Source organism: Mesorhizobium sp. IMUNJ 23232, from assembly GCF_044326205.1.
Lineage (GTDB): Bacteria > Pseudomonadota > Alphaproteobacteria > Rhizobiales > Rhizobiaceae > Kumtagia.
In genome coordinates, this window is record NZ_JBIRCY010000011.1 from 130,683 (window position 1) to 154,197 (window position 23,515).

The 23,515-nt window shown below is 64.7% G+C and carries 21 protein-coding genes; 13 read left to right on the top strand and 8 right to left on the bottom strand.

The genetic code is table 11. The features are described 5' to 3' along the window. Positions 1-200 precede the first annotated feature (200 nt). From ACH196_RS10980 to lepB, 6 genes are all read left to right on the top strand, one after another. Positions 201-761 carry a F0F1 ATP synthase subunit delta gene (locus ACH196_RS10980; protein WP_396646927.1) on the top strand — a complete coding sequence of 187 codons (561 nt, stop codon included), beginning with the start codon at positions 201-203 and terminating at the stop codon, positions 759-761. Continuing rightward, the gene (gene atpA / locus ACH196_RS10985) at positions 761-2,290 is read left to right on the top strand and encodes a F0F1 ATP synthase subunit alpha (protein ID WP_396646928.1); all 1,530 of its coding nucleotides are present in this window, start codon (positions 761-763) and stop codon (positions 2,288-2,290) included. The genes ACH196_RS10980 and atpA overlap by 1 nt, the downstream gene beginning before the upstream one ends. A 24-nt stretch (positions 2,291-2,314) precedes the next feature. Next, positions 2,315-3,196: a F0F1 ATP synthase subunit gamma gene (locus ACH196_RS10990; protein WP_396646929.1), complete on the top strand. Its 882-nt coding sequence runs from the start codon at positions 2,315-2,317 to the stop codon at positions 3,194-3,196. Positions 3,197-3,258: 62 nt separating this feature from the next. Next, positions 3,259-4,794 (top strand): F0F1 ATP synthase subunit beta, encoded by a 1,536-nt coding sequence (gene atpD, locus ACH196_RS10995; RefSeq protein ID WP_396646930.1) that lies wholly within the window; start codon positions 3,259-3,261, stop codon positions 4,792-4,794. Positions 4,795-5,107: 313 nt separating this feature from the next. Continuing rightward, a complete protein-coding gene (locus ACH196_RS11000) occupies positions 5,108-5,515 on the top strand; it encodes a F0F1 ATP synthase subunit epsilon (protein WP_396646931.1) in 408 nt (135 codons plus the stop codon). Between the two features lie 106 nt (positions 5,516-5,621). After that, on the top strand, positions 5,622-6,569 hold the full coding sequence (gene lepB, locus ACH196_RS11005) for a signal peptidase I (RefSeq protein ID WP_396646932.1): 948 nt from the start codon (positions 5,622-5,624) through the stop codon (positions 6,567-6,569). An 18-nt stretch (positions 6,570-6,587) separates the two neighbouring features. Here lepB and ACH196_RS11010 read toward each other — a convergent pair whose 3' ends face one another. Continuing rightward, positions 6,588-8,348: an adenylate/guanylate cyclase domain-containing protein gene (locus tag ACH196_RS11010; RefSeq protein ID WP_396646933.1), complete on the bottom strand. Its 1,761-nt coding sequence runs from the start codon at positions 8,346-8,348 to the stop codon at positions 6,588-6,590. Between the two features lie 276 nt (positions 8,349-8,624). Here ACH196_RS11010 and ACH196_RS11015 point away from each other — a divergent pair, with 276 nt between their 5' ends. The 4 genes from ACH196_RS11015 to lpdA are packed head-to-tail and all read left to right on the top strand — an operon-like array spanning position 8,625 to position 13,672. Further along, positions 8,625-9,872 (top strand): 3-methyl-2-oxobutanoate dehydrogenase (2-methylpropanoyl-transferring) subunit alpha, encoded by a 1,248-nt coding sequence (locus ACH196_RS11015; protein WP_396646934.1) that lies wholly within the window; start codon positions 8,625-8,627, stop codon positions 9,870-9,872. Between the two features lie 3 nt (positions 9,873-9,875). After that, the gene (locus ACH196_RS11020) at positions 9,876-10,889 is read left to right on the top strand and encodes an alpha-ketoacid dehydrogenase subunit beta (RefSeq protein ID WP_396646935.1); all 1,014 of its coding nucleotides are present in this window, start codon (positions 9,876-9,878) and stop codon (positions 10,887-10,889) included. 2 nt (positions 10,890-10,891) lie between these two features. Further along, positions 10,892-12,271, top strand: coding sequence for a dihydrolipoamide acetyltransferase family protein (locus ACH196_RS11025; protein ID WP_396646936.1), 1,380 nt, complete (start codon positions 10,892-10,894; stop codon positions 12,269-12,271). A 3-nt stretch (positions 12,272-12,274) separates the two neighbouring features. After that, a complete protein-coding gene (gene lpdA / locus ACH196_RS11030; protein ID WP_396646937.1) occupies positions 12,275-13,672 on the top strand; it encodes a dihydrolipoyl dehydrogenase in 1,398 nt (465 codons plus the stop codon). A gap of 54 nt (positions 13,673-13,726) precedes the next feature. Here lpdA and lptE read toward each other — a convergent pair whose 3' ends face one another. Together lptE and leuS are read right to left on the bottom strand one after the other, a co-directional pair. Next, positions 13,727-14,296, bottom strand: coding sequence for an LPS assembly lipoprotein LptE (lptE, locus tag ACH196_RS11035; RefSeq protein WP_396646938.1), 570 nt, complete (start codon positions 14,294-14,296; stop codon positions 13,727-13,729). Beyond that, positions 14,283-16,916: a leucine--tRNA ligase gene (gene leuS / locus ACH196_RS11040; protein WP_396646939.1), complete on the bottom strand. Its 2,634-nt coding sequence runs from the start codon at positions 16,914-16,916 to the stop codon at positions 14,283-14,285. The genes lptE and leuS overlap by 14 nt, the downstream gene beginning before the upstream one ends. 127 nt (positions 16,917-17,043) lie before the next feature. Between leuS and ACH196_RS11045 the strand changes: the two genes are divergently transcribed. The 3 genes from ACH196_RS11045 (at position 17,044) to ACH196_RS11055 (ending at position 18,450) form a co-directional block, all read left to right on the top strand. Beyond that, the gene (locus tag ACH196_RS11045; protein ID WP_396646940.1) at positions 17,044-17,706 is read left to right on the top strand and encodes a YggS family pyridoxal phosphate-dependent enzyme; all 663 of its coding nucleotides are present in this window, start codon (positions 17,044-17,046) and stop codon (positions 17,704-17,706) included. Between the two features lie 66 nt (positions 17,707-17,772). Beyond that, on the top strand, positions 17,773-18,030 hold the full coding sequence (locus ACH196_RS11050; protein WP_396646941.1) for a type II toxin-antitoxin system Phd/YefM family antitoxin: 258 nt from the start codon (positions 17,773-17,775) through the stop codon (positions 18,028-18,030). Positions 18,031-18,033: 3 nt separating this feature from the next. Next, a complete protein-coding gene (locus ACH196_RS11055; RefSeq protein ID WP_396646942.1) occupies positions 18,034-18,450 on the top strand; it encodes a type II toxin-antitoxin system VapC family toxin in 417 nt (138 codons plus the stop codon). Positions 18,451-18,472: 22 nt separating this feature from the next. Here the strand turns inward: ACH196_RS11055 and ACH196_RS11060 are convergent, their stop codons facing one another. From ACH196_RS11060 to ACH196_RS11080, 5 genes are all read right to left on the bottom strand, one after another. Next, positions 18,473-19,321, bottom strand: a complete 849-nt coding sequence (locus ACH196_RS11060; RefSeq protein ID WP_396646967.1) for a DMT family transporter — start codon at positions 19,319-19,321, stop codon at positions 18,473-18,475. A 90-nt stretch (positions 19,322-19,411) separates the two neighbouring features. Then, the gene (locus ACH196_RS11065; protein WP_396646943.1) at positions 19,412-20,461 is read right to left on the bottom strand and encodes an L-idonate 5-dehydrogenase; all 1,050 of its coding nucleotides are present in this window, start codon (positions 20,459-20,461) and stop codon (positions 19,412-19,414) included. Next, positions 20,458-21,864 carry a TRAP transporter large permease gene (locus ACH196_RS11070; RefSeq protein WP_396646944.1) on the bottom strand — a complete coding sequence of 469 codons (1,407 nt, stop codon included), beginning with the start codon at positions 21,862-21,864 and terminating at the stop codon, positions 20,458-20,460. The genes ACH196_RS11065 and ACH196_RS11070 overlap by 4 nt, the downstream gene beginning before the upstream one ends. 3 nt (positions 21,865-21,867) lie before the next feature. Continuing rightward, positions 21,868-22,440 (bottom strand): TRAP transporter small permease, encoded by a 573-nt coding sequence (locus ACH196_RS11075; RefSeq protein ID WP_396646945.1) that lies wholly within the window; start codon positions 22,438-22,440, stop codon positions 21,868-21,870. 82 nt (positions 22,441-22,522) lie between these two features. Then, positions 22,523-23,497: a sialic acid TRAP transporter substrate-binding protein SiaP gene (locus ACH196_RS11080; RefSeq protein ID WP_396646946.1), complete on the bottom strand. Its 975-nt coding sequence runs from the start codon at positions 23,495-23,497 to the stop codon at positions 22,523-22,525. Positions 23,498-23,515: the final 18 nt, after the last annotated feature.

Sequence of the window (23,515 nt, forward strand, 5' to 3'; positions counted from 1 at the left end):
ACAATCTGTTCTGAACCTTGCCAGGCAACGTGTTGCGGTGTTCGTATGCGTATGCTAGACGGCGGACGACTGTCGGACGGGGGAGCGCCTTGCGCGGGGTCGGTCGACGGTAAAAATGCAATAAGGCCAAAGATTTAGCCAGAGTCCAGTACTCGCGCCGACAATCTCGTGGCCTTTCAGACCAAGAGAAAAGACCGTCCGTGGCCAAGTCCAGCTCGCCAGTCTCCGGTGTCGCCGAACGTTACGCCGCTTCCCTGCACGATCTCGCCGCCGAGGCGAACGCCGTGCCGCAGGTTGAAGCCGATCTTGGCCGCTTCGAGGAGATGCTGTCGCGCAGCGAAGACCTCTCCCGCATGATCAAAAGCCCGGTCTTCTCGGCCGACGAGCAATTCAAGGCGATCTCGGCGATCGTCGACAAGGCTGGCATCGCCGGCCTCGTCGGCAGCTTCCTGAAGGTCGTCGCCAAGAACCGCCGCCTGTTCGCCGTGCCGGCGATGATCAAGGCGTTCCGCCGCATTGCCGCCGAGGCGCGCGGCGAGGTCGCCGCCGAGGTCACGTCGGCGCACGCACTGACATCCGCGCAGGAGACCGAGCTCAAGGCCGCGCTGAAGGGTGTCGCCGGCAAGGACGTCTCGATCGCCGTCACCGTCGATCCGACGCTGCTCGGCGGCCTGGTCGTGAAACTCGGCTCGCGCCAGATCGACACGTCGCTCAGAACAAAACTCAACTCGCTCAAGCTTGCACTGAAAGAGGTCGGCTGATGGACATCCGCGCCGCGGAAATCTCCGCAATCCTTAAAGACCAGATCAAGAATTTCGGCAAGGAAGCCGAAGTCTCCGAGGTGGGTCAGGTTCTGTCGGTGGGCGACGGCATCGCCCGCGTCTACGGCCTCGACAACGTCCAGGCCGGCGAGATGGTCGAGTTCCCCGGCGGCATCCGCGGCATGGCGCTGAACCTCGAAGCCGACAATGTCGGCGTCGTCATCTTCGGCAACGACCGCGACATCAAGGAAGGCGACACCGTCAAGCGCACCGGCGCCATCGTCGACGTTCCGGTCGGCGAAGGCCTGCTCGGCCGCGTGGTCGACGCGCTCGGCAATCCGATCGACGGCAAGGGCCCGATCAAATACACCGAGCGCAAGCGCGTCGACGTCAAGGCGCCCGGCATCATCCCGCGCAAGTCAGTGCACGAGCCGATGTCGACCGGCCTCAAGGCCATCGATGCGCTCATCCCGGTCGGCCGCGGGCAGCGCGAGCTGGTCATCGGCGACCGCCAGACCGGCAAGACCGCCATCATCCTTGACACCATCCTGAACCAGAAGGCGATCCACGTCAGCGGTCCGGAATCCGAGAAGCTCTATTGCGTCTACGTCGCCGTCGGCCAGAAGCGCTCGACCGTCGCGCAGTTCGTGAAGGTTCTCGAAGAGCGCGGCGCGCTCGAATATTCGATCATCATCGCCGCCACCGCCTCCGATCCGGCGCCGCTGCAATACATCGCGCCGTTCGCCGGTTGCACCATGGGCGAATATTTCCGCGACAACGGCAAGCACGCCCTGATCGCCTATGACGACCTGTCCAAGCAGGCCGTCGCCTATCGCCAGATGTCGCTGCTGCTGCGCCGCCCGCCGGGCCGCGAAGCCTACCCGGGCGACGTGTTCTATCTCCACAGCCGCCTGCTCGAGCGCGCCGCCAAGATGAACGACGAGCAGGGCGCCGGCTCGCTGACCGCCCTTCCCGTCATCGAGACGCAGGCCAACGACGTGTCGGCCTACATCCCGACCAACGTCATCTCGATCACCGACGGCCAGATCTTTTTGGAGACCAACCTGTTCTTCCAGGGCATCCGCCCGGCCGTGAACGTCGGCCTGTCGGTGTCGCGCGTCGGCTCGTCGGCGCAGATCAAGGCGATGAAGCAGGTCGCCGGCTCGATCAAGGGCGAACTCGCCCAGTATCGCGAGATGGCCGCCTTCGCGCAGTTCGGCTCGGACCTCGACGCCGCCACGCAGCGTCTGCTCAACCGCGGCGCCCGCCTGACCGAGCTCCTGAAGCAGCCGCAGTTCTCGCCGCTGAAGACGGAAGAGCAGGTCGCGGTGATCTTCGCCGGCGTCAACGGCTATCTCGACAAGCTTCCCGTCAACCAGGTCGGCAAGTTCGAGCAGGGGCTGCTGGCCCACATGCGCTCGGACGGCAAGGCGGTTCTGGATGGGATCCGCAACGAGAAGGCCCTGTCGGACGACCTTCGCGGAAAACTCAAGGCGCAGATCGACGCCTTCGCCAAGACCTTCGCGTAAGACGGACGGGAACGGACCGGCGACATGCCTTCGCTAAAGGACCTACGCAACCGCATCGCCTCGGTTAAGGCGACGCAGAAGATCACCAAGGCGATGCAGATGGTCGCCGCGGCGAAGCTGCGCCGCGCGCAGGAGGCGGCGGAAGCCGCGCGTCCCTATTCGCAGCGCATGGCCTCGGTGCTCGCCAACATCACCCAGGCGGTCGGCGGCGGCGGCGACGCCCCGGCGCTGATGACCGGCACCGGCAAGGACGACGTGCATTTGCTCATCGTCTGCACCGCCGAGCGCGGCCTGTGCGGCGGCTTCAACAGCCAGATCGCGCGGTTTGCGCGCGACCATATCCGCAAGCTGCTGGCCGCCGGCAAGACGGTGAAGATCATCTGCGTCGGCAAGAAGGGTTTCGACATCCTTCGCCGCGACTTCGGCAACATGATCATCGACCGCGTCGACCTGCGCGAGGTCAAGACGCTGGGCTTCGTCAACGCCGACGCCATCGCGAAAAAGGTGATACACCTTTTCCAGGAAGGCCAGTTCGACGTCGCCACGCTGTTCTATTCGCAGTTCAAGTCGGTGATCTCGCAGATCCCGACCGCGCAGCAACTGATCCCGGCGGCGTCCGACGCCTCCGCCAATGGCGGCGAGATTGGCAATGCCGTCTACGAATACGAGCCGGAGCCGGGCGAAATCCTCTCCGACCTCATCCCGCGCAACATTGCGGTCCAGATTTTCCGCGCGCTGCTTGAGAATGCGGCCGGCGAGATGGGCGCCAAGATGAGCGCCATGGACAATGCGACGCGCAATGCCGGCGACATGATCAACAAGCTGTCGATCACCTACAACCGCCAGCGCCAGGCGCAGATCACCAAGGAACTCATCGAGATCATTTCGGGCGCCGAGGCGCTCTAGCGCGTTCGCCGGCAGCGGCCGGCATGACGCGAAACCACATTCGAACGAAAAGGGTAACGAAAATGGCGAAAGCAGCGACCCCCAAGGCACCGGCCGCGGCCGCGAAAGCCGCACCGGCAAAGGCGGCGGCGCCCAAGGCTCCAGCGAAATCCGCTCCGGCGGCAGTGGCCAAGGTATCCGCCGGCGCGACCGGAAAGGTCCGTCAGGTCATCGGCGCCGTTGTCGACGTGCAGTTCGAGGACAGCCTGCCGGCGATCCTGAACGCGCTGGAGACCGAGAACGTCGGCAACCGCCTCGTGCTCGAAGTCGCCCAGCATCTAGGCGAGAACACCGTGCGCTGCATCGCGATGGACTCCACCGAAGGCCTGGTGCGTGGCCAGCCGGTCACCGACACCGGCGGCCCGATCTCCGTGCCGGTCGGCCCCGAAATGCTCGGCCGCATCATCAACGTCATCGGTGAGCCGGTCGACGAAGCCGGACCGATCGTCGCCACCGAATATCGCGGCATCCACCAGCCCGCTCCGGCCTATGTCGACCAGTCGACGGAAGCGGCCATCCTGGTCACCGGCATCAAGGTCATCGACTTGCTCGCGCCCTACGCCAAGGGCGGCAAGATCGGCCTGTTCGGCGGCGCCGGCGTCGGCAAGACCGTGCTGATCCAAGAACTGATCAACAACATCGCCAAGGCCCATGGCGGCTATTCGGTGTTCGCCGGCGTCGGCGAGCGCACCCGCGAAGGCAACGACCTCTATCACGAGTTCATTGAATCCGGCGTCAACAGGAAGGGCGGCGGCGAAGGCTCGAAGGCTGCGCTCGTCTACGGCCAGATGAACGAGCCGCCGGGCGCGCGCGCGCGCGTCGGCCTCACCGGTCTGACCGTCGCTGAATATTTCCGCGACCAGGGCCAGGACGTGCTGTTCTTCGTCGATAACATCTTCCGCTTCACCCAGGCGGGTTCGGAAGTGTCGGCGTTGCTTGGCCGTATCCCCAGCGCCGTGGGTTATCAGCCGACGCTGGCCACCGACATGGGCGCCCTGCAGGAGCGCATCACCACCACGACGACGGGTTCGATCACCTCGGTGCAGGCCATTTACGTGCCCGCCGACGACTTGACCGACCCGGCGCCGGCCACCTCCTTCGCCCACCTCGACGCGACGACGACGCTGAACCGCGCCATCGCCGAAAAGGGCATCTACCCCGCGGTCGATCCGCTGGATTCCACCTCGCGCATGCTCGATCCGCTCGTCGTCGGCGACGAGCACTACCAGGTCGCCCGGTCGGTCCAGCAGACCTTGCAGCGCTACAAGTCGCTGCAGGACATCATCGCCATCCTGGGCATGGACGAGCTTTCCGAAGAGGACAAGCTGACCGTCGCCCGCGCCCGCAAGATCGAGCGCTTCCTGTCGCAGCCGTTCTTCGTCGCCGAAGTGTTCACCGGCTCGCCCGGCAAGCTGGTCGACCTCGCCGACACCATCAAGGGCTTCAAGGGCCTCGTCGCCGGCGAATACGACCACCTCCCTGAGGCCGCCTTCTACATGGTCGGCGGCATCGAGGAAGCGGTCGCCAAGGCGCAGAAGCTGGCAGCCGAAGCGGCATAATTGCTCCGCTGGGGCGACCTTTTGCAGTTCGCTGCAATCGCGTTGCCTCTGCTGATGTTGGGCATATGGCTGTATTCGGCTTGGCCCACCAGAATTGGGCTAGCCGTTGGCTTGTGTTTCGGCTGGTTCGCGTCGTTGATACCGTTTTTCGGGCTGACAGGCTCGATCATGGTGGATGTTGCCGAAATGGGGAAGGCCGACATGGACCTTCTCAGGCGCTGGGTCGTGCATTTGTCGTCGTTTGCGATCGCGTTTTCGATTGTGAGCAACTTGGCTACCCGAGCATATCGGCAGGCAGTAAGGTGGGTTGAAAATGGCTGAAGCTTTCCAATTCGAACTGGTTTCCCCCGAGCGCCTGCTCGTCTCCGAAAAGGTCGAATCCGTCGTCATTCCGGGCACGGAAGGCGAGATGACGGTGATGGCCAACCACGCGCCGGTGATGACCACCATCAAGCCGGGCGTCGTGACGGTGAACCCGGTGTCCGGCGAGAAGGAGCGTTACGTCGTGTTCGGCGGCTTCGCTGACATCCTGCCGACGGGCTGCACGCTGCTGGCGGAGTCGGCGGTTTCGGTGAAGGATATAGACAGAGCCGATCTTGCTCGCCGTATCCAGGAAGCGCGCGAGGATTTGAACGACGCCAAGAATGACGAGGGCCGCAGCAAGGCCGAACAATTCCTCCACCAGTTGACCACGCTGGAAGGCGCGATTATTCCGGCCTGATCCACTGCCGGCATCGGCAAATTGAAGAAGCGGGGCATTTGCTCCGCTTTTTTGTTATGGAAGCCTGGGCCGTGGCACTGTCCCGTCGATGCCGGAGGGAGCATTCATGAGCGAAGCCAGATCGCGATCCTGGTGGTCGACCGCACTGGTGTCCTTTGCCACTGGCCCATTCGGCGGATTTTTGTGGATCGGCGCTGGCCGCTGGGCGTTGGCAAGCTTGGTCGTCATGGCTGGGGCGCTTCTCTATTTCTGTTATTTCGGCATTCCACTGTTGCCGGAAAATGAGCTCACGGGCGCTCTCTTCGATTTTGCCCGGATCGCCCTTGGCGTCGTCTCCATCCTGGTCGTCGTTCCTTTCACCAGGTGGTTCAGTCGGGACAAATGGTATGCGCACGGGCTGAGTGTGTTCCTCATCGCCTTCGTTCTGCCCCTGGCCGTCGCGTTCGCAATCCGCTCATTCCTGTTTCAGCCTTTCTCGATCCCGGCGAGCAGCATGGAGCCGACGCTCCAGGTCGGCGACCATCTGTGGGTGTCCAAATCAGCCTATGGCTACAGCCGCTACAGCGTACCGTTCGGGCTGTTGCCGATCGAGGGCAGGGTTTTCGGCCGCGAACCCGAGCGCGGCGATATCGTCGTGTTGAAAAGGCCGAATAATCCACAGCTCGACTATGTGGAGCGCCTCGTCGGCCTACCGGGAGAAACGATCCAGATGATCGGCGGCGTCCTCCACATAAACGGCGTTGCCGTTACGCTGGAGGACATCGGCGCTTACGCTTCCGAGGAAGCGAAGGGCACCCTCCAGCGCGAAACCTTGCCGAACGGCGTCTCCTATTCCATCGTCAGCATTACCGACAATTCCCTCAGCGACGACACGCAAGCCTTCACCGTGCCCGCCGGCCATTATTTCGTACTCGGCGACAATCGTGACAATTCCGCCGACAGCCGTTTCAGTCTCGGCTTTGTCCCTTACGAAAACCTCATCGGCAAAGCCGTCCGGCTATACTGGAACTCGAACGGCGTCGATTATTTTGACCGGCAGACCTTGAGACAGTGAAACGGCGGCCGCCTCAGCTTATGCCGATGCCGCCGCGCCCAGTAGCGCGCGCAACTCGCCGCTCTCGCGAAAACGCGCCGCCTCCACCGGCTCCTGCTTGCCGGGCAGCATGACGGCGGAAAAGTCGGGGAGCCCGTCGCCGTCGGCCACCAGCAGCACCGCTTCCTTCGAGGCCACCAGCGTGGCATCGAGACGTTTCGTCTGAGCCTCCAGCCGCGCCGCGACATTGCCGGTGTCGCCGAGGAACGGCATGTCCTCCATGGCGCCCGTCCATTTGACGCCGACCACGGCGACGCCGACATGCAGGCCGATGCCGACTTTCAGCGGCTCGGAAAGCTCCCTGTGCAGCTCGCCGTTCAGATTGTCGATGCCGTCCCAGATGCGCAGCGCCGCGCGGAACGCGTCGCGCGCCGCATCCGGCGCCGTTCCCTCGACGCCGAAGACGCTCATCACCCCGTCGCCGGCGATATTGGTGACATGCCCGCCGCACATCCGCACGGCGGCCGACACGGCCTTGATGTAGCGCTCGACGATGAACAGCGTGTCGTAAGGCAGGCGGTCGTCGGCAAGCCGCGTCGACTGTCTGAGGTCAACGAACAGCGCCGCCACCTCCGCCTCGCGCCGGCCGCCGGTGGGCAGGCCGGGCGTGTTTCCGCGCGGCTGCGCGGCGGTCGCCGAGTGGACCAGCGGCACCACCGCAAGGTCGCTTTCCGGCCGTATCTGGCACGCGAGCCGCACCGAAGGCGGCGCGCCGATGCGCGACAGCAGCCGCTGCTCTTCCGGCCCGGGCGGCGGCAAGTTGTCTCCGCCTGCCATCACATCGACGCGGCAGGTCGAGCAGCGCCCGCGGCCGCCGCAGACCGAGGCATGCGGAATGCCGCCCCAGCGGCTCGCCTCCAGCACGCTGAACCCGGCCGGCACCGTGACCACCCTCCCGCCCGGATAGGTGATCCGCACCGAACGGAAGCGCGCCGAGTGCCAGTCGCGCACCGCGCGCGCCACGAAGATGCCGGCGACCAGCGCGGCATAAGACAGCGTCATCCAGCCGACGGCGCGGTTGACCGCGGCGACCGCCATGGCCTTTTGCGACCCCGGCTCATCGAACACACCGGGCGGCAGCGCATCCGGCCCCGCGGCGGCGAGCTCGCGCATGTCCAGCCCCGCATTGACGAAACCGAGGACCGCCAGCACCGGCACCAGCGTGGCGAGAGCCGTCAGCAGCGGCACGCGGCGCTGATACCAGCTTTTTCCCCGCAGCCAGGCGCGCACGCCGATGCAGCCATGGACCCACACGACCAGCATCAGCAGCAACTGGCGCGGCAGGCCGAAGCCAGGCATCACCTCCCAGTATTGGTAGACGACACGGTCGAAGTCGATTTCGAGCCCGTAGACGATCTTGCCATAACGGATCGCCGCCGCATGGGCCATGAGCAGCAGCGGAATGGCCAGGCCGAGCCCGATCTGCAGCGCCTCGGTAGCCGGGATACGCAAGTGACGGCGGCGGTAAAGCGCCCTGAGCCCGAGGCCGGCATGGACGATCATCGCGCCGTAGAGCAGCGTCAGGCCAGGGACGGTCTCCCACGGCCTGAGCAGTACGGCCGCCGCCCATTCCATCGCCTCCACCGAGCGGATGCCGAAAGCATGGTTGATGAGATGCATGGAGGCATAGAGGAACAGCACCAGCCCGCTCCACAGGCGCAGCGTACGCAGCCGTCCGCGCGTCGACGACGAACGGTCGCCGATGCGCGCCCGTTCCGAAAGCGTGTCGGCGCCGCTCAAGCGGAGCCTCCCGTGAGATCGCGGTCCCGCACGGGGAGCCCGCCCCTCAACCATCGGGCAACATAGTCTAAGGCACGATGCCCGGCACCGACCGTAAGTTGCCCGCCCAAGGTCATCATCGAAAGGAACTTTCGGCCGGATTCGACTAACTTCCCCGTCAAATAATGGGTTGCCCGCCCTTCGCAATCGGAATTCAACGCGGTGCGTTGCAATTCGGGAGGTTTTGGGGGCAGGCTGGGGTTACGGTCTGTTCAAGGGCCGGGGGAGGATGCGGTCATGGCGCAAGACGCTTCGGTCGGAGAAACGCCGCTCAGCCTGCATGTACCGGAGCCGGAGGTGCGGCCGGGCGGCACGCCCGACTTCTCCAACGTGCCGATCCCCAAGGCCGGTTCGGTGCCGCGCCCGCCGGTCGACGTCGATGCCAAGGACATACGCGACCTCGCCTATTCGATCATCCGCGTGCTGAACCGCGACGGCGAGGCCGTCGGCCCATGGGCCGGCACGCTGACCTCGGCCGAGCTTCTGGAAGGCCTGCGCCACATGATGACGCTGCGCACCTTCGACGCGCGCATGCAGATGGCGCAGCGGCAGGGCAAAACCTCCTTCTACATGCAGCACATGGGCGAGGAGGCGGTAAGCTGCGCCTTCCGCAAGGCGCTGCTGCCCGGCGACATGAATTTCCCGACCTACCGTCAGGCCGGCCTGCTGATCGCCGGCGGCTATCCGATGGTCGACATGATGAACCAGATCTATTCCAACGAACGCGACCCGCTGAAGGGACGGCAACTGCCGATCATGTATTCAGCCAAGGATTTCGGCTTCTTCTCGATCTCCGGCAATCTTGCCACGCAGTTCATCCAGGCGGTCGGCTGGGCGATGGCCTCGGCCATCCGCAACGACACGAAGATCGCCGCCGGCTGGGTCGGCGACGGCTCCACCGCCGAGAGCGATTTCCACGCGGCCCTGGTCTTCGCCTCGACCTACCGCGCGCCGGTCATCCTCAACATCGTCAACAATCAGTGGGCGATCTCGACCTTCCAGGGCATCGCGCGCGGCGGCTCCGGCACCTTTGCCGCACGCGGCCTCGGTTTCGGCATTCCGGCGTTGCGCGTCGACGGCAACGACTATCTCGCCGTCCACGCCGTGGCCAAATGGGCGGCGGAGCGGGCGCGCAAAAATCTCGGGCCGACGCTAATCGAATACGTCACCTATCGCGTCGGCGCGCACTCGACCTCCGACGATCCCTCCGCCTATCGGCCGAAGGAGGAATCGTCCGCCTGGCCGCTGGGCGATCCGGTTCTGCGGCTGAAGGCGCATCTGATCAAGCTTGGCGCCTGGTCGGAAGAGCGCCACAAGCAGGCCGAAGCCGAGATTCTCGACACTGTGATTTCAGCCCAGAAGGAGGCCGAAAGCCACGGCACGCTGCATGCCGGCGGCAAACCCTCGGTGCGCGACATGTTCGAAGGCGTCTACGCCGAGATGCCGCCGCATCTCAGGCGCCAGCGTCAGCAGGCGGGGGTGTAAACGATGCCCCGCAAGACCATGATCGAGGCGATCCGCGACGCCATGGACGTGTCGATGGGCGGCGACGAGCGCGTCGTCGTCTTCGGCGAGGATGTCGGCTATTTCGGCGGCGTGTTCCGCTGCACCGCCGGCCTCCAGCAGAAATACGGCAAGGCCCGTTGTTTCGATGCGCCGATCAACGAACTCGGTATCGTCGGCGCGGCGATCGGCATGGCCTCCTACGGCCTGAAGCCCTGCGTCGAGATACAGTTCGCCGACTATGTCTATCCGGCATACGACCAGATCGTCTCGGAGGCGGCGCGCCTGCGCTACCGCTCCAATGGGGAATTCACCTGCCCAATCGTCATCCGCATGCCGACAGGGGGCGGCATCTTCGGCGGGCAGACCCACAGCCAGAGCCCGGAAGCGCTGTTCACCCATGTGTCCGGTCTGAAAGTCGTGGTGCCATCCAATCCGCATGACGCAAAAGGCCTGCTGATCTCGGCGATCGAAGACCCCGACCCGGTGATCTTCCTCGAACCGAAACGGCTCTACAACGGCCCCTTCGACGGCCATCACGAGCGCCCGGTGACGCCTTGGTCGAAGCATCCGCTCGGCGAGGTCGCCGAAGGCCACTACACCGTGCCGCTCGGCAAGGCCGCGATCCGCCGCGAGGGTTCCGCACTCACCGTGCTCGCCTACGGCACCATGATCTATGTGGCCGAGGCCGCGGCGGCGGAGACCGGCATCGACGCCGAGATCATCGATCTCAGGACACTGTTGCCGCTCGACCTCGACGTAATCGTCAACTCGGTAAAGAAGACCGGCCGCTGCACCGTCGTCCACGAGGCGACGCTGACCTCCGGCTTCGGCGCGGAACTGGCTGCGCTGGTGCAGCGCCATTGCTTCTACCATCTGGAAGCGCCGGTGATGCGGGTGACGGGCTGGGACACGCCCTACCCACATGCCCAGGAATGGGACTATTTCCCCGGCCCGGCGCGCGTTGGCCGGGCATTCGTCGAAACGATGGAGGCGTGATCATGGCCGAGCACGTCATAAAACTCCCGGACGTCGGCGAGGGCGTGGCCGAGGCCGAGCTTGTCGAATGGCATGTGAAGGTCGGCGACCTGGTGCGCGAGGATTCGCTGCTTGCCGCTGTCATGACCGACAAGGCGACAGTGGAAATCCCCTCCCCCGTCGAAGGTGAAGTCTCTTGGGTCGGCGCCGAGATCGGCGAGACCGTAGCGGTCGGCTCGCCCATCGTGCGCATCAAGGTGGCAGGCGGTGCGGGAGAAGCAGCTGCCATCGATTCAAGCAATGCGGGAGCCGACGCCGGCAAATCATCTGCACGCGCAACGGCGTCCGCCACCGCCAACGCGGGCACTGCGTCGGCGAAATCAGCTTCCAACGAGACCGACGGAACGAAGCCGGTCGCAACCGTCGCCGCACCGAAAACCACGCCTTCCGTTTCCAAAGCCGCCGCTTCGAGCCAAAGCTCGGCCGGCAACTCCATTGCCCGCGCCGCATCCATTGGCGCCCCCCGGCCGGCCGGCGAAAAACCGCTGGCCGCTCCCGCCGTGCGGTTGCGCGCCAAGGAAGCCGGCATCGACCTGCGCCAGGTCGCAGGCTCAGGCCCAGCCGGACGCATTTCTCACGAAGACCTCGACGCGTTCCTGTCGCGCGGGCCGCAGGTGGCGCGCCCAGCCGGTCTCGCACCGGACGACACGGTCGAGGAGATCAAGATCGTCGGCTTGCGGCGGAAAATCGCGGAAAAGATGCGACTTTCGAAATCGCGCATCCCGCACATCACCTATGTCGAGGAGATCGACGTCACCGGCCTTGAGGAGTTGCGGACAAAACTCAACGCCGAGAAGAAGGCGGACCGGCCGAAGCTGACCATCCTGCCCTTCCTGATGCGCGCCATGGTCAAGGCCATAAAGGAACAGCCGGGCGTCAACGCGCTGTTCGACGACGAGGCCGGCATCATCCACCGCCACGGCGCCGTGCATATCGGCATCGCCGCGCAGACGCCGTCTGGACTGGTGGTGCCGGTGGTGCGCCACGCCGAGGCGCGCGACCTGTTCGATTGCGCCGCCGAGGTCAACCGGCTGGCGGAGGCCGCCAAGACGGGAACCGCGACGCGCGAGGAATTGTCCGGCTCGACCATCACCATCACGTCGCTCGGCGCCATGGGCGGCGTGGCCACGACGCCGGTGATCAACCATCCGGAAGTGGCGATCGTCGGCGTCAACAAGATCATGGTCCGCCCGGTCTGGGACGGCTCGCAGTTCATCCCGCGCAAGATGATGAACCTCTCCTCCTCCTTCGACCATCGCGTGGTCGACGGCTGGGATGCGGCGGTGTTCATCCAGCGCATCAAGACGCTGCTGGAGACCCCGGCACTGATTTTCGTGGATTGAACGATGAAAGAAATCTCCTGCAAGCTCCTCGTCGTCGGCGCTGGTCCGGGCGGTTATGTCTGCGCCATCCGCGCCGGGCAACTTGGCATCGACACCGTCATCGTCGAGGCGAAGAAGCCGGGTGGCACCTGCCTGACCATCGGCTGCATCCCGTCTAAGGCGCTGATCCATGCCGCGGAGGAATTCGAAGCGGTGCGCCTGGCGGCCGAAGGCAAGAGCGCCGTCGGCATCACGCTCGCCGCACCCGCGATCGACCTTGCAAAAACCGTCGCCTGGAAGGACCGCATCGTCGGCAGGCTGACCAACGGCGTTGCCGGCCTGCTGAAGAAGGCTAATGTCAAATCCGTCCACGGTTTCGCGAAATTCCGCGACGGCAAGACGGTCGAGGTCGAGACCGAGACGGGCACGCAGGTGATCCGGGCCGAGACGATTGTCATCGCCACCGGTTCCGTGCCGGTCGAACTGCCGCTGATCCCGTTTGGTGGCCCGGTGATCTCCTCCACCGAAGCGTTGTCACTCAAATCCGTGCCGGAGAGCCTGGCGGTCGTCGGCGCCGGTTACATCGGGCTGGAACTCGGTATCGCTTTCGCCAAGCTTGGCGCCAAGGTGACAGTGGTCGAGGCGCTGGACCGCATCCTGCCGCTCTATGACGCGGAATTGACCAAGCCGGTCGGCAAGCGCCTCGCCGCGCTCGGCATCGAGGTGCTGCTCGGCGCCAAGGCGCAAGGGCTGGAGCCGAAGACCGATCAACTGATCGTCGAGACCGCCGACGTCACGACGCGGCGGATCATGGCCGAACAGATTCTCGTAGCCGTCGGGCGCAAACCGGCAGTCGACGGCTGGGGACTTGAAGAACTCGACCTCGACCGTGCCGGCCGCTTCATCAGGATCGACGACCAGTGCCGCACCTCGATGCGCGGCATCTTCGCCATCGGCGACGTCACCGGCGAGCCTATGCTGGCGCACCGCGCCATGGCGCAGGGCGAGATGGTGGCGGAGATCGTCGCCGGCCACAAGCGCAGCTGGGACAAGCGCTGCATCCCGGCCGTCTGCTTCACCGACCCGGAGATCGTCAGCGCCGGGCTAACCCCCGACGAGGCGAAGGCCGGCGGCCGCGAGGTGAAGATCGGCCTGTTCCCCTTCGCTGCCAACGGCCGGGCCATGACAAAACATGGTGAAGACGGTTTCGTCCGCGTCGTCGCGCGCGCCGACAACCATCTGGTGCTGGGCATCCAGGCGGTCGGCCAGGGCGTGTCGGAACTATCCGCCGCCTTCGGCCTCGCCATCGAGATGGGCGCCCGGCTAGAGGACGTCGCCGGCACGATCCATTCGCACCCGACCCAGGGCGAGGCTTTTCAGGAAGCCGCGCTCAAGGCGCTCGGCCAGGCTTTGCACATCTGAAGGAGGCAACCTTCGGCTGCCTGCGGGCGCAGTATCCGAAGAGGGCTGGCGGCCTTATGCCGCCGGCAGTTTCGCCAGTTTCTGGCCGATATCCAGTCGCAGCAGTTCGGCGAGTTCGCGCGCCGCGCGGTTCTCGGCGTCGCGCCGCGCCCTGAGATTGGCGAATTCCTGGTTAGGCTGGTCGTAGGAGGCCGGAATGGTCCGCGATCCCTTGGCCACGATCTTGCCGGTTGAAAGCTCGGTCAGCACATAGCTGCCCGTCATGTGCAAGGTGGCCGCCGTCGGCCGGTTGTCGTTGTCGACCCCCACCAGCGCCTCGTCGAGCACCAGCACGGTAGCGGCAAGCGTCATCTTGTATTTCGCCTGCGCCGGCTGGCCTGCGCCGCCATTCAGCAGGAAAATCAACTGATTACGCAGTTCCTGGCCATAACGCGTGTCAACCGCGTCGATGGAGATCTGCTTGAGCCCCGCCGTCGCGCCCGGCACGGCGCCGGTCTCGATGCCGGCGTCCGAATAAAGCGGCCGCACCGTGCACGCCGACGCCAGCGCCAGCGCTGCGAACAGCACGACGACGCCGGCGCGGCGGAACGGAGCGGAAGGCGAACGGCGATCAGGCAACGACATTGACGATCCTTTGCGGCACCACGATCACCTTGCGCGGCTCCCTACCCTCGAGCGCCTTGCGGACAACATCGAGCGCAAGCGCCGCCTTCTCGACGGCAGCTTGATCCGCGTCGCGCGCAATCGTCAAGTCGCCGCGTTTCTTGCCGTTGATCTGCACGGGGTAGACGATCTCGTTGTCGACCGTCAGCGCTGGCTCGAAGACCGGCCACGCCCGCTCGGCGATCAATCCCGCGCCGCCCAGTTCCGCCCAGCATTCCTCCGCCAGGTGCGGCATCATCGGCGCGATCATCGACAGCAGGAACTCGACCGCCTCGCGCAGCGCGCCTTTCAGCGCTTCGTCCGCTTCGCCAGCGGAAGCCGCCGCCAGCGGCGCCTGCAACACGTTGGAGAGCTCGTAGATGCGCGCCACCGCCTTGTTGAAGCCGAGTTTTCCGATGTCCTCGCCCACTGCCTTCAGCGCCTTGTGCGCGGCCTTGGAGACCGCGCCTGCTTCGTCATCGGCCGCATGCGCCGGCTTGACGCCGGCCAACGCGGGAGCGGCCTCCGACACCAGACGCCAGACGCGCTGCACGAAGCGGTGCGCGCCCTCGACGCCCGCTTCCGTCCAGATCACGTCGCGCTCCGGGGGCGAATCCGACAGCATGAACCAGCGCGCCGTATCGGCACCGTAGCTGGCAATGATGTCGTCGGGATCGACCACGTTCTTCCGCGACTTCGACATCTTCTCGATGGCGCCGATCTCGACCGGAGCGCCGTCCTTCAGCAGGGTCGCGCGGCGGACACCGTCGATCTCCTCGACCTTCACCTCGGCCGGCGTGATCCAGCCTTCCGGCAGGCGATAGGTCTCGTGGACAACCATGCCTTGCGTGAACAGACCCTCGAAGGGTTCCTTCACATCATTGATGTGCCCCGTCGCCTTCATCGCCCGCACGTAGAAGCGCGAATAGAGCAAATGCAGGATCGCGTGCTCGATGCCGCCAATATACTGGTTGACCGGCAGCCAGCCTTTCTTGCCGTCAACCACCGGCAAGGTGGTCGGCGCCGTCTCGTTCCACGGATCGGTGAAGCGCGCGAAATACCAGGACGAATCGACGAACGTGTCCATCGTGTCGGTGTCGCGCCGCGCCGCCTTGCCGCATTGCGGGCAGGTCGCGTGCTTCCACGTCGGATGGTGGTCGAGCGGATTGCCCGGTCTGTCGAAACTCACGTCGTCGGGCAGCACGATCGGCAGGGCGCTGTCCGGCACCGGCAGCGAGCCGCAATCGTCGCAATGGATGACCGGGATCGGGCATCCCCAGTAGCGCTGGCGCGAGATCAGCCAGTCGCGCAGCCGGAACTGCACTTTTCGCTCGCCCATCGGCCGGTTGCCGATCGACACCGCGGCCAGCCGGTCAGCGACGTCGTCGAAGGCCTGCTTCGGTTTCATGCCGTCCAGGAAGCGTGAATTGATCATCACGCCGTCGTCGACATAGGCCTCCTCGGTGATCTGGAAGCTCTTTTCGTCGGCGCCTTCCGGCATGACGACCGGCACCACCGGCAGGCCGTATTTGTTGGCGAAGTCGAGGTCGCGCTGGTCGCCCGACGGGCAGCCGAAGATCGCCCCCGTGCCGTAATCCATCAGTACGAAGTTCGCGACATAGACGGGCAGCGTCCAGCTCTGGTCGAACGGATGGACGACACGGATGCCGGTGTCGAAACCCTTCTTCTCGGCGGTCTCGAGTGCTGCCACCGACGTGCCCATGCGCCGCACCTCCTCCATGAAGGCGGCGAGCTTCGGATTGGTCTCCGCCGCCTTCTTCGCCAGCGGATGGTCGGCGGCGATCGCCATGAAGGACGCGCCGAAAATTGTGTCCGGACGTGTCGTGTACACCTCCAGCTCGCTCTCGCCGTCGGGCGCGGTGCCCTTGGCCAGCGGCCAGCGGATCAGCATGCCTTCCGAGCGGCCGATCCAGTTGGCCTGCATCAGCTTGACCTTGTCCGGCCAGCGATCCAGCGTGTCCAGGCTGTCCAGCAGGTCCTGCGACATCGAGGTGATCTTGAAGAACCACTGCGTCAGGTCGCGCTGCTCGACCGGAGCGCCGGAGCGCCAGCCCTTGCCGTCGATCACCTGCTCGTTGGCTAGCACGGTCATGTCGACCGGGTCCCAGTTGACCTTGGCCGAGCGGCGCTCGACCAGCCCGGCCTTCCAGAAATCCAGGAACAGCTTTTGCTGGTGCTTGTAGTAGGAGGGGTCGCAGGTGGCGATCTCGCGCGCCCAGTCCAGCGACAGGCCCATCGTCTTCAACTGGCCCTTCATCGTTTCGATGTTGGCGTAGGTCCAGTCGCGCGGGTTCACCTTGTTGTCGCGCGCTGCGTTCTCCGCCGGCAGGCCGAAGGCGTCCCAGCCCATCGGATGCAGCACGTTCTTGCCGTTGGCCCGCTGGAAGCGCGCCACCACGTCGCCCATCGTGTAGTTGCGCACATGCCCCATATGGATGCGCCCCGACGGATACGGGAACATCTCCAGCACGTAGTATTTCTCGCGGGGGTCGTCGTTCTTCGTCTCGAAGAGTTTCGCCGCGTCCCAGGCTTTTTGCCATTTGGGCTCGGATGCGCGCGGATTGTATCGTTCGGTTGCCATTATCGGGAATTCACTGGATAAGACGGGCGAAATGGGTTCGGCGGACCTTCACCATGGTTTGCCGGGGGCGTCAACTTAATGGTGACGCAATGCGGGCGTGCGACCCCGAATAGAGCTGTGGTGAGGCATGAGCGACGCGGTAGCACGGCTGGCTGAAGTGAAAGCAAGAATCGCGGCGGCCGAGCGCGAGGCCCGGCGCGAAGCCGGCAGCGTCACGCTGGTCGCCGTCTCGAAAACCTTCGACGCAGTCGACATCCGTCCGGTCATCGCGGCCGGCCAGCGCGTGTTCGGCGAGAACCGCGTGCAGGAAGCCCAAGGCAAATGGCCGGTGCTGAAGGGCGAATGGATCGATCTTGAACTGCACCTGATCGGCCCGCTGCAATCCAACAAGGCCAGGGAAGCCGTGGCGTTGTTCGACGTCATCGAGACGGTCGATCGTGAAAAGATCGCAGCCGAACTGGCTAAGGAGATTGCCAGGCAGGACAAGGCGCCAAAACTCTACATACAGGTCAATACCGGCTCCGAGCCGCAAAAGGCTGGCATCGAGCCGCGCGAGGCCGTCGCTTTCGTCAGACGCTGCCGCGAGGTCCACGGCCTCGCCATCGAGGGCCTGATGTGCATCCCGCCGGTCGAGGAAAACCCCGGCCCGCACTTCGCCCTGCTGGAAAAGCTGGCGCGCGAGGCCGGCGTGGAAAAACTATCGATGGGCATGTCCAGCGACTATGAACTGGCGGTCGCCTTCGGCGCCAGCAGCGTGCGCGTCGGCTCGGCGATCTTCGGGAGCCGATAGGGCCTTTTCTTGAAGTTCGAGACAGGAACTGCTATCTAGTTAGCCAAGTTGGCTAGGCATTTCAGAATGAATTGGCATCTACAGGACGCAAAGAATAATTTCTCCAAAGTGGTCCAGAAGGCGCGCACGGAAGGACCACAGACCGTGACGTTGCGCGGCAAGCCGGCCGCGGTTGTTCTGTCAGCGGAAGAGTACAAGAGGCTCACCTCTAGCAAGCCGTCGCTGGAGGAGTTTCTGTTGGCTGATGGGCCAATCTGGGACGACGAGTTCGTCGAGGACGTCAATCGGCGCAACAAGTCGCCCGGTCGAGATATCGACTTCTGACGCATGTTTCTTCTCGATACGAACGTCGTTTCCGCGCTCCGAAAGAAGGATGCTGCCGCAGTTCGGTGGCTTTCAGCACAACAACGAGGGACGTCTTGGCTCAGCGTTATGACGCTTGGCGAGATCAGGCGCGGAATTGAAATGAAGCAGCGCAAGGATGCCGAGGCTGCTCGTCACTTGGCGTCATGGTTCGCGGCAATTCGGGGAGAGTTTGGGCAGCGGGTGCTGAGCGTCAACGAAGCGGTCGCATTGGAATGGGGCCGCATTTCAGCATTGCGCACACGCGGAGAGGCCGACAGCCTGATTGCAGCGACCGCAATCGTGCATGACCTGCTTCTCGTAACGCGCAACGTCGCCGATTTCCAAGATACCGGCGTCTCCCTGGTCAATCCTTGGGACGCCTTGGGCACGACGAGATAATCTACGATTCTCCCACCAGCCGCTAAATCTCCATCACCTCCGGCACGGGCTTCTTCAGTTTCTGCTCGCGGAAGAAGATGAACAGGCCGGCGCTGACGATAATCGCCGCGCCGAGCAGCATGTTGGCGCGCGGCACGTCGGAAAACACCAGCCATCCGAGGACGATCGCCCAGAACAGTTGCGTGTACTGGAAGGGAACCACCGTTGTCGCGTCCGCCAGCTTCAGCGAACGGTTGATGCAGACATGCGCTATCATCGCCACCACCCCGAGCAGGCTGAGCAGGGAGAATTCCAGCAGGCTCGGCGTGACCCAGGAGAACGGCGTCGTCGCCGCGCCCAGAATGGCCGCCCCCACCATCTGCCAGAACACCAGGGTTGCGTCCGGCGTGCCGCGCAGGGCGCGGCCGGAAATTAGCAGGAAGGAAAAGGCAAGGCTGCCGAAGATCGAGATCAGCGCTGCCGGCGTCAGTGTCGCCGCAGACGGCTCCAGCGCGATCAGCACGCCGGCGAAACCGAATGCGATCGCCGTCCAGCGCCGCCAGCCGACCTTTTCGCCGAGCAGGAAGGGCGAAAGGGCCGCCACATAGATCGGCGCCGCCAGCCAATAAGTCATGGCGTCGGCGAGCGGCAGGTAGACGACCGCGAAGTAGAAGGCGTAGGCCTCCGCCGACGACAGGACCACGCGCAGCACCTGCATGCCGGGCCGCTCGACCTTGAACAGCGGGGTCAGCCCGCCGCGCCACAGGAAGGGGCTGAGCACGATCAGCGCCGCGCCGCTGCGGATCAGCAGGAGCTGGCCGACGGAATAGGTCGAGACCAGCCATTTGCCGAGCGTGTCGTTGAGCGTGAACAGCAGGGAGCCGGCAAGCATCAGCAGGATGCCGAGGCGCGCCGCCGCCGCTGTGCCGGTAGGAGAAAAATTCAAGGTGAGAAAGCCCGTCCCAAGCGCGGCGAGCTCTGATCAGTCCGCCGTGAGCACGACCTTTACGCTGCGGCTTCGGTCGAGCGCCAGCCGGAAAGCGTCTGGCGCATCATGTAGTGGCCGTCTGGCCGTGACCAGTTTTGCGACATCGACCGCGCCCGACACGATCAATTGGACGGCGCGCGAAAACTCCTCGCCGAATCGGAAGGTTCCCCTCAGGTCGAGTTCCTTGGCCATCACCGCATTGGCCGGCGCCGGCACGTCGCCACCGGGAAGGTTGCCGACCAGCACCACCGTGCCGCCGCGCCGCACGGTGCGGATCGCCGAACCGAGGCCCGCCGGCGTGCCGGAAATCTCGAACGCCACGTCGACCGGGTCCGCGGCCGCCACCTCTTCCAGAGGGTTTGTGCCGCCGCTGATGTCGACGACCCGGTCGGCGCCGAGCGCCTTGGCGAATGCGAGCGGCGCCGCCGCGATGTCTATCATGGTGATCTGCCCGGCGCCGGCCAGGCGCGCGGCGAGCATGACCAGCAGACCGATCGGCCCTGCTCCGAACAATGCCACGTGCCGCCCTGCGATATCGCCGGCGCGCGCGACAGCATGCAGCGCGACCGCCAGCGGCTCGGCAAGTGCCGCGGAAGAAAGCGCAAGGTCTTTCGGCACTTTCACGCATTGTGCGGGGATGGCGTCGAACAGGCTGGCGAAACCGCCCTGCATATGCGGGGTCTTCGACGCCGAGCCCATGAAATAGATGTTTTCGCAAAGATTCGGCCGGCCCTCCCGGCAGCGCTTGCAGCTCCCGCACCAGCGCGAGGGATTGACGGCAACGTGGTCGCCGACGGCAAGGCCCGGCGCATCACCGGCGATTTCGACGATCTCGCCGGCCACCTCATGACCGAGGATCAGCGGCGAGGTCACGACAAAATCGCCAGTGCGGGCATGGCGGAAATAATGCATGTCGGAGCCGCAGATGCCACCCGCCCCGAACTTTATCCGCACCATGCCCTGCGCAAGCGGTCCAAGCTCGCGCTCGATGACGCGCAGATCCTCCGGAGCGAACAGGGTCGCGGCGATTGCGGTGGCGCTCATCGGATCAGTCCCATCTGCTGCGGCAGCCACAGTGTTATAGCCGGAATGAAGGTGATGAGCAGCAGCGCGATCAGCAGCGGCGCCAGCCAGGGCAGGATCGCCATGGTGGTGCGCTCCACCGACAGTTTTGCCACCCGCGACAGCACGAACAGCACCATGCCGAGCGGCGGATGCAGCAGCCCGATCATCAGGTTGAGCGTCATGATCAGCCCGAAATGCACCGGGTCGACGCCGTAAATGGCAGCCACCGGCAGCAGGATCGGCACCAGGATGGTGATCGCCGCGATGGTGTCGAGGAAACAGCCGACGATCAGCATCAGTATGTTGACTAGGATCAGGAACACCCATTTGTTCTCTGTCAGTGCGAAGATGAAGGTCGAGAACACCTGCGCGGCCTGACTCACCGTCAGCAGCCAGGCGAAGATCGAGGCGGCGGTGACGATGAACAGCACCGAGGCAGTGGTCTCGATCGTGTCGAAACTGGCCTTCGCCAGCGCCTTCACCGTCATCGTTCGGTAGCGCACCAGGCCGAGGAACAGCGACCAGATGACGGCGGCCATGGCGGCCTCCGTCGGCGTGAACCAGCCCATCGTCATGCCGCCGATCAGGATGACCGGCGTCATCAGAGCCATGACAGCCGAAAAATCGAAATACCAGTCGACGGCGACAAGTACGACCAGCGCGATGCCAACCGCCACGTTGATCGACAGGCCAAGTTGCACCAGCACATAGACGGCGACCGGAAAGCCCGCAACCACCAGCACCTCGCCCGAGGCTTCCGCCAGGCGCTTCAGTTCGAACGGCGTGTCCGAACCCCAGCCGCGGCGATAGGCGAAGACGGCGACGGTGACCATCATCAATACGGTCATGACCACGCCGGGCAGGATGCCGGCCATGAACAGCGCACCGATCGAGACGTTGGCCATCATGCCGTAGATGACGAAGGGCAGCGAAGGTGGGAAGATCGGCCCCAGCGTCGCCGACGCAGCGGTGACACCGACGGCGGCCTCGACCGGATAGCCGTGGTCCTTCATCGCCTTGATCTCGATCGTGCCGATACCGGCGGCGTCCGCCAGCGCGGTGCCCGACATGCCGGAAAAGATCACCGAGCCGATGATGTTGACCTGCGCCAGGCCGCCCTTCATCCAGCCGACCAGCGCCAGGGCAAATGTGTAGATGCGGCCGGTGACGCCGGCGATGTTCATCAGATTGCCGGCGAGGATGAAGAACGGCACGGCGAGCAACGGAAAGCTCTCCACGCCGGCGATCATGCGCTGCGCGGCGATGATGTCCGGCGCCACGCCGTAGATGACGAGATAGAGCACCGATGCCACCGCCATCGACACGGCGACCGGCACGCCGATCAGCATCAGGATCAGAAAACCTCCAACGAGAAGCAGCATGGTTCAGGCTCCCGGCTGGTCGAAGGCGCCGGGACGTTCCAGCACCGAATAGCCGCGTTTGTAATTACTGATGGCAACCTGGATCGAGCGGATGAACATCAGCACGAAACCGGCGAGCACGAGGTAGAAGAACCAGCGGCGCGGCAGGTCGACGGTGACCATGCGCTCGCGCGCCACGATCGACACGTAGCGCCACATCAGCCAACTGGCATAGGCGAAGAAGCCGACGCGGATGACATCCACCGAAAGTGCCAGGACGCGGCCGGCGCGCTCGGGCAGGTAGTGGTAGAGCACGTCGACATGAATGTGCCGCGAGGTACGCACGCACATGGCCGCTCCCAGGAAGACCACCACCACCAGCGCATTGATGGCGATTTCTTCCGTCCAGGCGAGGCTGTTGTTCAGGGCGTAGCGGGTGAAGAACTGCAGGAACACGCAGGCCACCATGACCCAGAACATGGCGAGCGTCACCCAGTCCTCGAAACCGTGATGCGACAGGTCGACCGGCGCGGCCTCCTCCTCGAAGGCCTGGGCGATCTCCTCGGCGGTGACCTGGGTATGATGTTCCTCGGCCATCGGCTGGCGCTCCGAAAGCTGGCGGTTGACGGATTTTTTGGCGGAACGGCCCGGCGCGGAGAAGCGCCGGGCCAAGGAAAGATTACTGGATGGCGCGGATGGCTTCCCAGTCGGCCTTGTTGTAGCCGAACTCCTCGAAGGTCACCTTCTCCATGACGTTCTTCTCGAAATCGGCGCGGTCGACCTCGGTGACGGTCAGTCCGCGATCCTTGAACACCTGCACCAGTCCCTTCTCGCGCTCGACGATCTTGGCTGTGGCACGGGCCGCGGCCTCCTGCATGACCTCGGTGAAGATCGCCTTGTCCTCGTCGGAGAGCGAGGCCCAGCGCGACTGCGAGACGATGGTGTTGAGGTGGTCGACGATGTGGCCTGTCAGCACGATGTGCTTCTGCACCTCGAAGAATTTTTTCGCCTCGATGGTGGTGAGCGGATTCTCCTGCGCCTCAACCGTGCCGTTCTGCAGCGCGAGATAGACCTCGGCGAAGGCGATCGGCGCGGTGTTGGCGCCGCAGGCGCGCGGCATGGCGAGATAGGCCGGCACGTCCGGCACGCGCATCTTCAGGCCGGCCATGTCGGCGCATTTGGTGATCGGCCGGTTCGAGGTGGTGTGGCGTGTGCCGTAATAGGTGGTGGCCGCGATGTGATGGCCGGACACGTCCTCATAACCCTTGGTGAGCGTCTTGTAGGTGTCGCTCTTGGTGTATTTGAGCAGGTGGTCGGCATCGCGGAAGATGAAGGGAAAATAGGTGACGCCGATCGGCTTGTATTCGCGCGCCGCGAAGGACGAGCCGGAGATGATGATGTCGACGGTGCCGAGCGTCAGGCCCTGGTTGATGTCGGATTCCTTGCCGAGCTGCGAGGCCGGGAACACGTCGATCTTGTAGCGTCCGTCGGTGCGCTTGGCGATTTCTTCGGCCGCCCACACCGATTCCGTATGGAAGGGCTCGGACGTCTCATAGACATGCGCCCATTTCAGCGTTTCCTGCGCGAGCGCCGCCGAAGCCGAGAGCGCCAGCGCGGCCATCGCGCCAAGTGTTGCTGCAATTCGGAATTTCATTTCGTTTCTCCTCCTGAA